10 protein-coding genes and 1 tRNA gene are annotated in these 13,535 nt (G+C 59.0%); 7 read left to right on the plus strand and 4 right to left on the minus strand.

Annotated elements, in window-relative coordinates:
* From purL to A1355_RS03390, 4 genes are all read left to right on the plus strand, one after another.
* On the plus strand, positions 1-2,500 hold a 2,500-nt coding region (gene purL, locus A1355_RS03375; protein ID WP_064024987.1), incomplete at its 5' end, for a phosphoribosylformylglycinamidine synthase.
* Between the two features lie 36 nt (positions 2,501-2,536).
* Positions 2,537-3,133 carry a response regulator transcription factor gene (locus A1355_RS03380; RefSeq protein WP_064024989.1) on the plus strand — a complete coding sequence of 199 codons (597 nt, stop codon included), beginning with the start codon at positions 2,537-2,539 and terminating at the stop codon, positions 3,131-3,133.
* Between the two features lie 62 nt (positions 3,134-3,195).
* Positions 3,196-3,714 carry a PepSY domain-containing protein gene (locus A1355_RS03385; RefSeq protein ID WP_064024991.1) on the plus strand — a complete coding sequence of 173 codons (519 nt, stop codon included), beginning with the start codon at positions 3,196-3,198 and terminating at the stop codon, positions 3,712-3,714.
* A 303-nt stretch (positions 3,715-4,017) separates the two neighbouring features.
* Positions 4,018-4,509 carry a cytochrome P460 family protein gene (locus A1355_RS03390; RefSeq protein ID WP_064024993.1) on the plus strand — a complete coding sequence of 164 codons (492 nt, stop codon included), beginning with the start codon at positions 4,018-4,020 and terminating at the stop codon, positions 4,507-4,509.
* A 4-nt stretch (positions 4,510-4,513) separates the two neighbouring features.
* On the opposite strand, the gene A1355_RS03395 is transcribed toward A1355_RS03390, so the two are convergent.
* Complete coding sequence (locus A1355_RS03395; RefSeq protein ID WP_064024995.1) at positions 4,514-5,458, minus strand: histone deacetylase family protein; 945 nt, start codon at positions 5,456-5,458, stop codon at positions 4,514-4,516.
* Between the two features lie 45 nt (positions 5,459-5,503).
* Positions 5,504-8,770: an EAL domain-containing protein gene (locus tag A1355_RS03400; RefSeq protein WP_064024997.1), complete on the minus strand. Its 3,267-nt coding sequence runs from the start codon at positions 8,768-8,770 to the stop codon at positions 5,504-5,506.
* A 389-nt stretch (positions 8,771-9,159) separates the two neighbouring features.
* Here A1355_RS03400 and A1355_RS03405 point away from each other — a divergent pair, with 389 nt between their 5' ends.
* A complete protein-coding gene (locus A1355_RS03405) occupies positions 9,160-10,236 on the plus strand; it encodes an ecdysteroid 22-kinase family protein (RefSeq protein ID WP_231883543.1) in 1,077 nt (358 codons plus the stop codon).
* Here A1355_RS03405 and xseA read toward each other — a convergent pair.
* Positions 10,233-11,579 (minus strand): exodeoxyribonuclease VII large subunit, encoded by a 1,347-nt coding sequence (gene xseA / locus A1355_RS03410; protein WP_064025001.1) that lies wholly within the window; start codon positions 11,577-11,579, stop codon positions 10,233-10,235. The genes A1355_RS03405 and xseA overlap by 4 nt on opposite strands.
* A 143-nt stretch (positions 11,580-11,722) precedes the next feature.
* On the opposite strand from xseA, the gene dmeF reads away from it, so the two are divergent.
* Positions 11,723-12,712 carry a CDF family Co(II)/Ni(II) efflux transporter DmeF gene (gene dmeF, locus A1355_RS03415; RefSeq protein ID WP_064025002.1) on the plus strand — a complete coding sequence of 330 codons (990 nt, stop codon included), beginning with the start codon at positions 11,723-11,725 and terminating at the stop codon, positions 12,710-12,712.
* On the opposite strand, the gene A1355_RS03420 is transcribed toward dmeF, so the two are convergent.
* The gene (locus A1355_RS03420; protein ID WP_064025004.1) at positions 12,675-13,334 is read right to left on the minus strand and encodes a class I SAM-dependent methyltransferase; all 660 of its coding nucleotides are present in this window, start codon (positions 13,332-13,334) and stop codon (positions 12,675-12,677) included. The genes dmeF and A1355_RS03420 overlap by 38 nt on opposite strands.
* 63 nt (positions 13,335-13,397) lie before the next feature.
* Here A1355_RS03420 and A1355_RS03425 point away from each other — a divergent pair.
* Positions 13,398-13,474, plus strand: a tRNA-Asp gene (locus A1355_RS03425).
* Positions 13,475-13,535: the final 61 nt, after the last annotated feature.

Below are 13,535 nucleotides of genomic sequence, written 5' to 3' on the forward strand. Positions count from 1 at the left end.
CGGCGCCAGCGCGGCGGAACTGGATTTCGCGTCGGTGCAACGGGAAAACCCGGAGATGCAGCGCCGTTGTCAGGAAGTGATCAACCACTGCAATTCGCTGGGCGAGCGCACTCCGATTGTCTCGATCCACGACATCGGCGCCGGCGGTTTGTCCAACGCGGTGCCGGAGATCATCCACGACTGCGTTCGTGGTGGTCGCTTCGAGCTGCGCAAGGTGCGGAGTGCCGACAAAGGCATGTCGCCGATGCAAATCTGGTGCAATGAGGCCCAGGAACGCTACGTGGTGGCAATCAAACCGGAATCTTTGGATTTGTTCGAATCATTCTGCCAACGCGAGCATTGTTTGTACGCGGTGATCGGCCACGCCACCGACGAAGAACATTTGAGTTTGAGCGACGAATGGTTCGGAACGTCTACACCTATCGATCTGCCGATGTCGGTGCTGTTCGGTAAGCCGCCGAAAATGCATCGCGATGTGCAACGTATCAGTAAAAATCTGCCGGACTTATCGCTGGAACCGGTCGAACTGGCCGAAGCGATCAAGCGCGTGCTGGCATTTCCGGCCGTGGCCGACAAGAGTTTCCTGATCCATATCGGTGACCGTTCGGTGACCGGGTTGGTGGCGCGCGACCAGATGGTCGGTCCTTGGCAGGTGCCGGTTGCCGATGTCGCGGTCACCGCGTCGGGCTTTTACGCGTATACCGGCGAAGCGATGGCGATGGGCGAACGCACGCCGCTGGCGCTGATCGACGGCCCGGCGTCCGGCCGGATGGCGATCGGCGAAGCGCTGACCAATCTGGCCGCCGCGCGCATAGCCAAACCGAGCGATGTCAAATTATCCGCGAACTGGATGGCAGCCTGCGGCAGCCCCGGCGAAGACGCGGCATTGTTCGATACCGTCAGGGCGGTCGGTATGGAATTGTGCCCGGAGCTGGGCATCGCAATTCCGGTTGGCAAGGATTCGCTGTCGATGAAGACGGTCTGGCACGACGGTCAAACGGATAACACCATGACGGCGCCGCTGTCGTTGATCATTACCGCGTTCGCGCCGGTCACGGACATCCGTACCACCTTGACCCCCGAACTGAAGGCCGAAGATAGCGTACTGTTGCTGATAGACTTGGGATTCGGCAAAAATCGTCTCGGCGGCTCGGTTCTGGCTCAGGTTTATTGTCAGCTCGGCAACCAAGCGCCGGATCTGGACGATGCGATGTTGTTCAAACGTTTCTTCGAAACGATCCAAACCTTGAACGACAAGGGCCTGATCCTGGCCTACCACGACCGTGCCGACGGTGGTTTGTTGGCGACAGTCGCCGAAATGCTGTTCGCCGGCCGCCTGGGTGTCGATCTGGATTTGTCCGATTTGCCGGGCGACGCACTGACGGCGTTGTTCAACGAAGAATTAGGCGCGGTGTTGCAGGTCAAAAATAGCGACTATAACCACGTTGCTCGCCTGCTGGACCACGCCGGTCTGGACGATTGCAGCCATGTGGTCGGTCGCGTCGTCGACGGTCAGCAATTGCGGATATTCAAGGCGGGACAACAGCTTTACGGTGCGACGCGCGCCGAATTGCAGCAAACTTGGTCGCAAGTCAGCTACCGGATGCAAGCGCTCCGCGACAATCCGGATTGCGCCGAACAGCAATTTGAACGTATTGCCGATGATGGCGATCCCGGCTTGTCGGCGGTGTTGACCTACGATATCAACGACGATATCAGCGCTCAATTCGTGCATGCCGAGCGCCCCAAAGTCGCCATCTTGCGCGAACAGGGTGTCAATGGCCACGTAGAAATGGCGGCGGCATTTGACCGTGCCGGCTTTGCCGCGATCGACGTGCACATGACCGACATTATCGCCGGCCGGCTTAGTCTGAGCGACTTCAAGGGTTTAGTGGCCTGCGGCGGCTTTTCCTACGGCGATGTACTCGGCGCCGGCGGCGGTTGGGCCAAGTCGATTTTGTTCAACCCGAAGGCGCGCGATGAATTCGCCGCCTTCTTCGCCCGCCCGGATACCTTTGGCCTGGGCGTCTGCAACGGCTGCCAGATGATGTCGGGCTTGAAGGACATCATCCCGGGCGCCGAACATTGGCCGGCTTTCAAACGTAACGTGTCTGAGCAGTTCGAGGCTCGCGTAGCGATGGTCCAAATTGCCGCGTCGCCGTCGATTTTCTTCGACGGCATGGCCGGGTCCAGATTGCCGGTGGTGGTGGCGCACGGCGAGGGTAGGGCGGTGTTTGGCGAACAGGGGCCGAGCGACGGGCTGATCGCCGTGCGCTATGTGGACAACGCCGGCCAAGCAACCGAGGCCTTCCCCGCGAATCCGAACGGATCGCCTTTCGGCATTACCGGCCTGACGTCTAGTGACGGTCGCTTCACCATCATGATGCCGCATCCCGAACGCTGCTTTAGAGCGGTGCAGAATTCCTGGCATCCGGCCGACTGGCGCGAAGACGGCGCCTGGTTGCGAATGTTTCGAAATGCGCGGGTTTGGGTCGGCTAATTTCGGTTGGTTGGGTTCGCTTAGCCGGTTCGGCGCATGTCCGTGACATTGCGGGCGGTCTTGAGCGGCGCCGAAGCCGAGGCTTTGGGCATCGATGTCGCGGTGTTGGCGGCGCGGGGCATCGCCCTGTCGCCCGAGGACGGTATAACGACGGACCATGCCGACATCGTATTATTGGCGGGCGCGGGACTACCGACCCGGATTAGAAGCCTTGCATCCACGTATCCCGATTGCAAGATTGCGGCGGTGATTGAGATGTCGGTCGACGACGCCTTGAGTTGCTTGGCTAGCGGTGCGTTGGGTGTTCTGCTGGCGCCGCTCCCGGCCGACCGACTGGCGCGGATTCTGGTTCAGATCGCGGCCGGCGGCTATTTTATCGATCAGCGTATCGCGCAAATGTTGGCCTTGCGTCAGCTAAAAAAAATCCTCGAACCGTTCAGCGCGTTGAGTTCGCGCGAATACGATGTTTTCTGCCTCTTGGCCGACGGTAAATCGCTGGCTGAAATTGCCGTTCAATTGGGTGTCAGTCGCAAGACGGTCTCGAACACGCAGACCCAAATCAAACTCAAGCTCGGACTGTCCGGCCGGCCGGCCATCGTTGCCTGCGCAAAAAGACATGGCCTCGTGGGTTAAATTGGCTATAATTCCCGTAAATCGGGAATTATTCCTTTTTTAACAACCTTTGGGAGGATGTCATGAATAAGTCACAAATTGGAATCGCCGTTGCTTTGCTGATTTTCGCCGGCGCCAGCGCCGCGGCCGACCAAGGCTTGGAAAATTGTTTGCAGGCGGTCAAAAAGGACAAAGCCGGCGAATTGTTGAAGCTGGAAAAACTCAATATTGCCGGCAAAGGCGCTTACGAAGTCGAAGTTCGCGACGCCAATCGGACCGAATGGGAGTTTGTTTGCGATGCCGATAGCGGCAAAATCACCGAACGTGAAACCGAAGTCGCCGATCCTAACACCAGCAGCTTCAAGAAAAACGTCAAGGTTACCGAGGAAGATGCCGCTGCCACGGTACTGAAAGCGTATCCGGGTACTATCCAGGAAGTGGAATACGAAGTCGAGGAAAACGGCGCGTCTTCTTATGAGTTCGATGTCGTTAGCGACAAAGGCGTGGAAACCAAAGTCGAAGTCGATGCCGCATCCGGCAAGATCATCGAAACCGCGACCGAAGAGTGGGAAATCGGCGAAGAAGCCGACGAGCTGCGTTAAATTTTCCCGAGCTTAGCGGTTATTGCTCGAACCGCTAAGCTCCGTCTCCTCGGGCTCGGTCGAAGAGTCCGCTTCGTGCCGTTAAATCCAGGCAGTTCGGTTTCATAGCCGCCGGAGGTGTTTAACTCCCGAGCCGGCCTTGTCGCTGGCTTTCAGGTCGCTAACACCAACACTCTCGAAGTATTGCACACCAGCATCAACCGGCGAGAGGCGAATACCAGCGTTTCGCCGACTGATCGCGCCGATGCGTGGGTTTGCGGTTAGACTATCGGCCCGAATCAATCTTACGGAACGGAGCATTTCATGAAAATTATCGAATACGCCGGCGTGCTGGTCGCGTCGGCATTGGTGCTGGTCGGCGGCGAAACTCTGGCCGAGACCGGCGTCGCGGCCAAAATCGAGCATGGCGAATACCGCGACTGGCGCTTGTTGGGCGTATCGCTACGCCACGATAAGAACAGTGTGCGCGCCATCGTTGGTAACGATGCCGCCATCGCGGCGGCTCGGGCTGGCAAAACCAAGCCTTGGCCCGACGGCACGGTTATCGCCAAAATCAAATGGGATCAACGAAAACATCCGAATTGGGAAGCCGCCACGGTTCCCGGCGCATTCACCGCCGCCGAAGCGATGGTCAAGGACAGCCGGAAATACTCGAATACCGGCGGTTGGGGATTCGGCATTTGGGAAGGCAAAACCTTGAAGATGCTGGACAGCGACAAATCCGCGACCTGTTTTGCTTGTCATTCGCCGATGAAGGACAGCGATTACGTCTACACGCTGAGCAATTTGCAATAAACACTCATTGGGCGTCGCCGCTCGCCATTAGAGCGGCGACATGCGCCGCCACGCTGGCGCCCAGCGCTCGAGGATCATAGCCGCCCTCCAGGCTGGAAACGATCCGCCCCCGGCAACAGGCGTGGGCAATCTCGCAGAGTTGGTCGGTTAACCATCGGAAATCGGCTTCCAGCAGATTCAAGCCGGCCAGCGGATCGTCGCGGTGAGCGTCGAAGCCGGCCGAAATCAATAGCAATTCAGGCTGGAAGGCCGCGACGGCCGGTATTAGGGTTTCCCGGTATTGGGTCCGGAACGTCGCGCCGTCGGTGCCGGCGGCAAGCGGGAGATTGACGATATTGCCGACCCCGGTTTCCCGCGCTAGTCCGCTGCCTGGATAATGCGGCCACTGATGGCTGGATGCGTACAACACTTGCGGCTGCGCGTAAAACGCCGCTTGAGTCCCGTTGCCGTGATGTACGTCGAAATCGACGATGGCGACGCGCGTCAGCCCGTAACGGGTTCTGGCGTATTCGGCGCCGATCGCGATATTGTTGAATAGGCAGAACCCCATCGGGTAGTCCGGCATTGCGTGGTGGCCTGGTGGACGGATCGCGCAAAAAGCGTTATCCGCTGCACCGCTCAACACCTTGTCGATAGCATCGCACACCGCGCCGACCGACCGAAATGCCGCCGAACGCGAACCCGCCGACCCGACCGTATCGGCGTCGAACTTTACCAGTCCCTCGGCCGGAACGGCTTCAACGACCTTGGCAATCATGGCCTTTGAGTGAATCAAGGCCAATTTGTCTTCGATGTCGTTCGGTAATGGCGCCGCGACCCGCACCAGTTTGGCGAAGTCCGCTGACGACAGTGCGCTATCGATGGCTCGCAGACGAACCGCTGTTTCCGGATGGGCGGGGCCGGTGTCGTGGTTTAAGCAGTCCGCGTGGCTGTAATAAAGTGTCGTCATTCCGATCTCGTTAGTCCTGGGCCGCGCGTGAACGTTGTCGCGGGATCAATCGCCGGACGATGCCGGTTCGGCATGTGCTCGCAACCAATCGGTGAAGGCCTCGGCCGGGAGCGGCTTGCTGAACAGATAGCCTTGCATTTCGTCGCAGCCCTGCTGGTGCAGGTAGTCCAGTTGTTCGACCGTCTCGACGCCTTCGGCGATGGTCTTCAGGCCCAGACTCTTCGCCAAACTGATCACCGCCGCCACGATGGCTTTATCTTCCTGGTCGCTGGTTAGATCGCGGACGAAGGATTGGTCGATTTTTAATTTGTAAACCTTGAATTTCTTCAAATAGCTCAGCGACGAATAGCCGGTCCCGAAGTCGTCTATCGACATCCGGATGCCGCGCTCGTGAAACTGCGCCATCATCGCGATGACGCCTTGCGGATTGTGCATCGCCACGCCTTCGGTCAATTCCAGTTCCAGGTATTCGGCCGGCAGGCCGACTTCATGCAGAATGTCCGCGACCAATTCGGGCAGTTCAGGCTGTTTGAATTGGGCGGCGGATACGTTCACCGCCATGATGAACGGCGGGAAGCCGGCTTGGCGCCAGCTTTCGGCTTGGCGGGCGGCGGTTCGGATCACCCATTCGCCTATGCTCAGGATCAAGCCGCTCTCTTCGGCCAACGGAATGAATTCGGCCGGCGACACCAAACCCAATTCCGGATGCCGCCAGCGCAACAGGGCTTCGGCACCGATAAGCCGCCGGCTGCCGGCGGCAATTTGGGGTTGATAGTGCAAGGTCAATTCGTCGCGCTCCAACGCCGATCGTAACGCATTCAACAGTTGCAGATTCCGGGCCGAACTGGCCTGCATTTCCGGCGTGAAGAATCGGGCGCCGTGGCGGCCTTCCTGTTTGGCGCGGTACATTGCGGTATCCGCGCACCGCGATAGCGCTTCCAGGTCGTCGCCGTCGCCGGGATAGATGGCGATCCCGATAGAGGCGGTCAACGTTAAATCGTACTGATCGATCCGGTACGCGGCGGCGATGGTATCCAGCAATTTCTGAGCGACCCAAGCCGCGCCGGTGGCATCGGTGCCCGGCAACAGGAAGATGAACTCGTCGCCGCCCAGACGAGTGATGGTATCTTCGTCTCGCAATACTTGTTTCAGGCGGCCGGCCAATTCAATCAGCAAGGCGTCGCCTATGGTGTGCCCCAAGGTATCGTTAATGTCCTTGAAGTGGTCCAAATCCAGGAACATCAGGGCCAGATGCCCGTTAGTGCGTTTCGCGATGCCGATCGCCAGCTTCAGATGTTCGTTAAGCCTGGCCCGGTTCGGCAAGCCGGTCAACGGATCGAAATTGGCCAGGAAATAAATGTCGTCCTCGGCTTTCTTACGCTCTATCGCCAGCGTCACGAAATCCGCCGCCATTTGCAGCAGTTGCAAATGATAGCGGTCGGGCTCCGCCGGATAACTTCGATAAATTGCGAAGGTACCCAGTACGCGGTTGCCGTTGGCGAGGATGGGTTCCGACCAACAACAGCCCAGGTCGGCATGACGGGCGATGTCGCGGTACGCGGCCCAGTACGGATGAGTTTGAATGTCGGCAACGATGGTGCGTTGGCCGGTGTAAGCGGTATTGCCGCAAGCGCCAACGCCGGCACCGATAGGCAAGCCGTCGACCGCCTGATTATAAAATTCCGGTAAATTGGGCGCGGCCGCTAAGCGCAATTGTTGAGTGGCTTCGTCCAATAGCAGTACCGAGCAACGGCTGTCGGCGATAATGGACTCCAGTTTGGTGACGACGTCGATCAATATCGCCGACAGCGGTGCTCCGCTATTCAAGCTCTCCAACATAAAGCCGCGAAACTGCTCGGCTTGCTGGTTACGGCGGCGTTCTTCCTCACGGTCGAAGCCCATCAACGCGTAGTCGATATCCATCGCCATTTCCAGCAACAGGTTTCGGGCGTCGTCGTCGAAGGCATTTAATTGGCCTGAATATAAATTAAAACTGCCGATGACCCGGCCGTCGCGATGCAAGGGCAATGCGGCGGACGCTTGGACGTAGCACTCCGTGGCTCGGTCGCGCCAGGTGGCGGTATTGGGATCGTTTTGAAAGTCCTGGCACCAGTAAGGGCGGTCCTCGCGTATCGCAATCCCGGTGGGGCCGCGCCCGCTCGGCAGATTCGGATCGATGCTGATTTCAAGCTGATTCAGATAGTCCATGCTGTCGCCGTAACCGGCAACCGGTTTGACCGTTCGGGCGGATTCGTCCACCAAACCGATCCAGGCCATCGTCATGCCGCCGAACAACACCGCGTCGCGGCAGATGATAGGAAACAATTCTTCCTGATTGGCGCAGCGCACGATGGCTTGATTGCACTGACTCAGCGCTGCGTACAACTGAGTCAGCCGCCGAGCCCGCATTTCGGCTTGAAGCTGCTCGGCCTCCAGGCTGGCCAGCCGACATTGCATGTCGGCCAGCCAGGCAATCACGCTGTTGTCTTGCTTGGCCGTCAGCGGAATCGCGGTTCGAAAGTCGCCGCCGCCGATGCGGACCATATGACTGTGTAGTTCTTCCACCGAAACGCCCAACGCTCGGTTCAGATTGCGGAGCGCAAACAGCAAGGTCAGCACCTGAAGCGCGGCCAGAGCGATTAGACCGATCCGCATCGTCATCGCGGTGGAAATCGCTTCGTTCACGGTTTGTTGGGTACGGTTTTCGACCATTTGGTAGGCGGAGCCGATCGGTTCCATGATCGCCGCCTTGGCTTGGTGGTAGGCCGCATCGTGCACCATTTGGCTAGCTCGCATGCGGGTCGGATCGGCGATCGGCTCCGCCTGATCGACCAGAGCCATCGCGGCCCTTTCGATCGCGGTCAACGCGTCGGAGCGGGTCTTGGCCAAGGCGAGATCGGCCATTTCGGTGTCGCTGAAGCCGGCCGTGCGCATTAAGTCCAGCAATGGCGCGGCTCGGTCTTCGGAAGGTCTTGGCCGTCGATCGTCGGCCAAGACCAAGTCCCAATAGACATTTTGATAGTCGACCGGCCTTGGCGCTTTACCGTCGCGAATATCCAGAATCTCTTGATAGTGTTGCTTGTAAATCGGATGGCCGGTGACCACATAGCTGCGCGCCATGTGGGTCAGATCATCCGAGGACTGGCGTAATTCGCCAGCCAGTAACACCGATTGAATACGGATGTCGTTGGCTCGGTCTATCGCTTTCTCCGAACGGACGTACAGGGTGAACATCGCGGTAAAGCCAACGAAAACCGCGAATGTCAACCACAGGCTGGTCGTGAAGCCCGGCGAACGCAAAGCCTTAACCACGTTGGCCGCTTCCTCTCAGTCGATAGGCAGCCGTCACTTCGGTGCCGAACACATCAAGACGCGCCGGCGCTAGGGTAGATGATGGGATAGGCATTGGATACCGGAGGCGATGAAAAAGGGCTTGTAAACATTCCAGATTCTAGCAAAAGTTGTTGGCCGATATGGGCAATCGAAATGCGCGGCGCGCGCTCGTGGTTGTAACTTACCACCCTAATAGTAAAATGCGCCGCTTTTGTTAAGAAATGTTAGGTTGCGCCGGTCCTCATCGATAGTTTCGAGCGGCGGCGCGTCAACGCAATTTTCATTCGACAGGCGACGATGAACCCATTTTTTTCAGGCGGCCGATCCGAAGTGGCCGAGCGACGCCGGCCGGCGCAACAGGGGGCGTGGTGAGCACGCGGCCCGATATAGTCCTGGCTAAGCCCGAACATTTGTCCCGACAATGGGCGCAGCGAATCGTTGATCAACACGTGTCGGCGGCCAGAGTCGCCGACGTCTGCGTCGATTCGGTCAATGTCGGTACCTCGACCCGCTGGCGGATTACCGTGCAACACGATGCCCAAGCGGAGGTGCCGTCGCGCTGGTTTATCAAAACGCCGTCGCTGGCCTGGCGTTCCAGGCTGATCACCGCCCTGCCTCGGTTGTTGCACAAGGAAGTCAGTTTTTATAAGGCGCTGGCGCCGTCCTTGCCGGTGAGATTGCCTAAAATCCTGGCCGCCCAAACGCGCTGGGGCGGCAGTACGCTGGTGATGGCGGATCTGGCCGAGTTCGGCCACAGGGCCGGTCAATCCGGCGAGGCCTTGACGGCGGAACAGGCCGTTCAAGTCGTCGACAATCTGGCGCGTTTTCACGGACGATTTTGGGGGAACGCCCATTTGCTGCGGGAGCACCGCTGGCTCAACGGCTTCAGTCAGCAAATCGAGCATCAAATGGGTACGGTTCTGGCGGTACCGCTGATGAAGCGGGGACTGCGGAGGGCCGGCGGATTGGTGCCGACTCGCTTGCACGGCACAGCGCTGAACTATGCCCGGAATCGCCGCCGGATTACGCAATCCCTCAGCAGCGGCACCAAAACCCTGATTCACCACGATTGTCATCCAGGCAACTTGTTCTGGACCTCGTCGGGTCCGGGGTTCCTCGACTGGCAGTTGGTCAGGGCCGGCGAAGGGATAGGCGATCTGGCCTACTTTATGGCGACCGCGCTGACTCCCGAAGTGCGACGCGCGCACGAACGGTCATTATTGCAGCGCTATCTCGGCGCGCTGTCCGAACAAGGCATCGATCAGCTCGACGAATCGGGCTTGCTACGCCGCTATCGTGCCCATCTACTCTATCCTTTCGAAGCGATGGTCGTGACCTTGGCGATCGGCGGTCTGATGGACGCCGAACCCAATCTGGAAATGATCCGCCGGGCGTCCGCCGCCGTCGACGACCACGACAGCTACGCCGCGCTGGACTTGCGCTAGGCCACGTCCCGTGTAAGCCGTTTGACCTCGCTGACCACTTGTCCGCTCGCCAGACGGATGTCCAACCAATCGCCGACCGCCAGATCCGCGGCCGATTTAATGATTGCCGTTTCGCCGTGACGTTGGACGATCGCGTAGCCGCGCTGCAAGGTTGCCAGCGGGCTAACCGCGTGCAGGGTGGCGCCCGCCGCCGCTTGGCGTTGGGCCAGGTCCGCCAGTTTACGGTTCATCGCCGCAGCCAGCCGTTGCTCCAGAAAATCCAAGCGATTCCGGTAGCGTTCCAATGCGGCGGTGGGCTGGGCCTGTTTCAGGCGAGCCTCGATTTGCAACCAGTGTTGACGCTGCTGGCTAAGCCGGCGCTGCTGAGCGTGGGCCAGACGGCGCTCCAGTTCGTCCAAGCGTTGGGCGTTGCGATGAAGTTTTTCGCCGGGGTGTTGAGCCTGCAAGGCTTTTTCGCGCCAAGCCAGCTGTTGCCGAGAGCTGCTCAGTTTCAGTTGCATTAGTCGCGTCAAGCGCCGTTCCGCGTCGGTAAAGGCATATAGCCAAGCGGCTTGTTCCGGTACGGCGTGTTCGGCGGCGGCCGACGGTGTCGGTGCGCGTAGGTCGGCAACGAAGTCGGCGATTGTAACGTCGGTTTCATGGCCGACGCCGACGATCACCGGCAAGCGGCTGGCGGCGATCGCCCGAGCCACGCGTTCTTCGTTGAACGCCCACAAATCCTCCAGCGAACCGCCGCCGCGCGCCAGAATCACAAGGTCCACCGCCGCATCGCGATTGGCCGCCGCCAGTGCGGCGCTGATTTCGAATTGCGCGGCCTCGCCTTGCACCGCGACCGGATAAATCACCACCGGAATCGCCGGAAAGCGCCGCTTCAGGACCGTCAGGATGTCGCGGATCGCCGCGCCGCTCGGCGAAGTGATAACGCCTATCCGGGCTGGAATTAGCGGCAATACTTGTTTACGGTCGCTGTCGAACAAACCCTCCGCGGACAGCTTGACTTTCAATTGTTCGAAAGCCTGCCGCAACGCACCTTCACCGGCCGCCTCCATCCGTTCGACGACCAGTTGGTAATCGCCGCGCGGCTCGTACAGGCTGACTTGGGCGGACACCAGCACTTGCAGACCGTTGGCCGGCTTGAACCGCAGCGTCGATTGCTGGCCCTTGAACATCGCGCAGCGTACCTGGGCCTGCGCGTCTTTCAACGTGAAATAGGCGTGACCCGAAGCCGGCAGGCTGAGGTTGGATATTTCGCCCTGTACTTGTACGGTTAGGAAATGCTGCGCTAGCAAGCGCTTGGCTTCGCGGTTGAGCTGGCTGACGGTAAAAACGGACGGATTGGCCATCGGAATTTAGGTGGGTATAACGGAACCGGCATTTTAAAGCGAATCGTGAATTGGCGCCGAGAACGTACTGGGAGTTTGCCGGTCGGCTGAGCTAGAATGCGGTTTTGAATTCGCGCCAGCATCGGGAAATCGGGAAGCCAGTCATGCATGTACATCAATTAAGTCGTTGGGAGCATCCGCACAACTTCGCCAGAATCAACCGTAAGGGTGAGCGGCGGACCAAATGGGTGTTGTTGTTGACGTTTACGACGATGTTGGTTGAGATCGGCGCGGGCATGCAATTTCATTCGATCGCGTTGCAGGCCGATGGTTGGCACATGGCAACCCATGTGGTCGCTTTCATGATCACCATCTTTGCCTATCGTTACACCCGGCTGCACCAATTCGACAATACCTTTGCGTTCAGTCCGGCGAAAGTTGGGGTGCTCGGGGGGTTTGCCAGTTCGATCGCGTTGGCGATGGTGGCCTTGGCGATGACCGCCGAGTCGGTCGAAAGGCTGATGATGCCGCAAACGATACGCTTCGACGAAGCCATTATCGTGGCTGCGGTGGGGCTGGGTATCAACTTGTTGAGCGCGCTGTTGCTGCGCGATCACCACGATCATCACCATGGTCATGCCGACCAAGGCCACGATCATCGCCACCACGATCATGACGATCACGACCACAGCCATTCTCACGATCACCACCAAGACCATAATCTACGGGCCGCCTATCTGCATGTGATGGCCGACGCATTGACGTCGGTGCTAGCGATGGTCGCGCTGCTCGCCGGCAAATACTACGGTTGGGTCTGGCTGGATGCGGCGATGGGCTTCGTCGGCGCGTTGGTCATCCTGATTTGGTCTTACGGACTGGTCGGCGAGACGGCGCCGGTGTTGCTGGATCAGAGTATGGCAACCGGTTTTTTGGACAGTATTCGCGGTGAACTGGAGGCCGACGGCGAAACCAAGGTCAGCGATCTGCACGTTTGGCGACTCAGCGCCAATCATTGCGCGGCCATTGTCGGCGTCGTCACGCAATTCCCCCAGTCGCCAGCGTATTACAAAACCCGCTTGGCCGGCTTCTCCCAATTGGACCATGTCACGGTCGAAGTCAATCGCTGTAACGGTCGGGATTGCGACGCAGAATGATGGCGTCGGCGGCCACGAATTCGATGCCGCAGTCATAACGGTCCGCCAACCAAGTCAAGGTGTCTCGGGAATAAAAGCCGACATGGGTGAGATCGTTCTTATAGTGCCAGCGCGCGAAGGCGGCGGCGTCAATGACCAGTTTGGTCATCAGTCCCAGATAGCCGCCAGGCCTTAACATGCCGAATATTCGTTCGAACTCCTGTGCCGGCCGCCGAAAATGTTCGACCACTTCGGTGCAGACAATGAAATCGTATTGGCGTAACAACAAGGCCGGGTGCGCGGCGTAAATCGGATCGTATAGCTTCACCGCGTGGCCGGCTTCGCTTAGCATTGCCGCCAAGGCCGGACCGGGGCCGCAGCCGAAGTCCAGGCCGCTAGCGCCGGGCGCCAAGCGTTCTTGCAACGGCGCGGCCAAGCGCGACAGGAAACAACGATAACCGGGGTCGTCCGTTTGGTTCCGATGCAAATCGTAAATCGCTTTCTCGGCATCCTGCGATAAATGCTGGCTGGCAGGCACGTAGACCAGGCGACATCGACCGCAACGCCGATAGTCGCGGTTACGGTCGCGATGAAACTCGACGGAAGATGCGGCGCCGCAAAGCGGGCAGGGAATATCTGGCATAAATGGTATTGGTTTTGCTTGACGGTTAGCAAATATACTGTAGAATGCGCCGCTCTTAACAGCGGAGCGGTAGTTCAGTTGGTCAGAATACCGGCCTGTCACGCCGGGGGTCGCGGGTTCGAGCCCCGTCCGCTCCGCCAACTTCGTTTTTCAGTAGGCCGTTTAGGCTATCCGCCGGTTGTTTTCAAACCGCGATTCATT

The organism is Methylomonas koyamae, assembly GCF_001644025.1.
GTDB lineage: Bacteria > Pseudomonadota > Gammaproteobacteria > Methylococcales > Methylomonadaceae > Methylomonas > Methylomonas koyamae_A.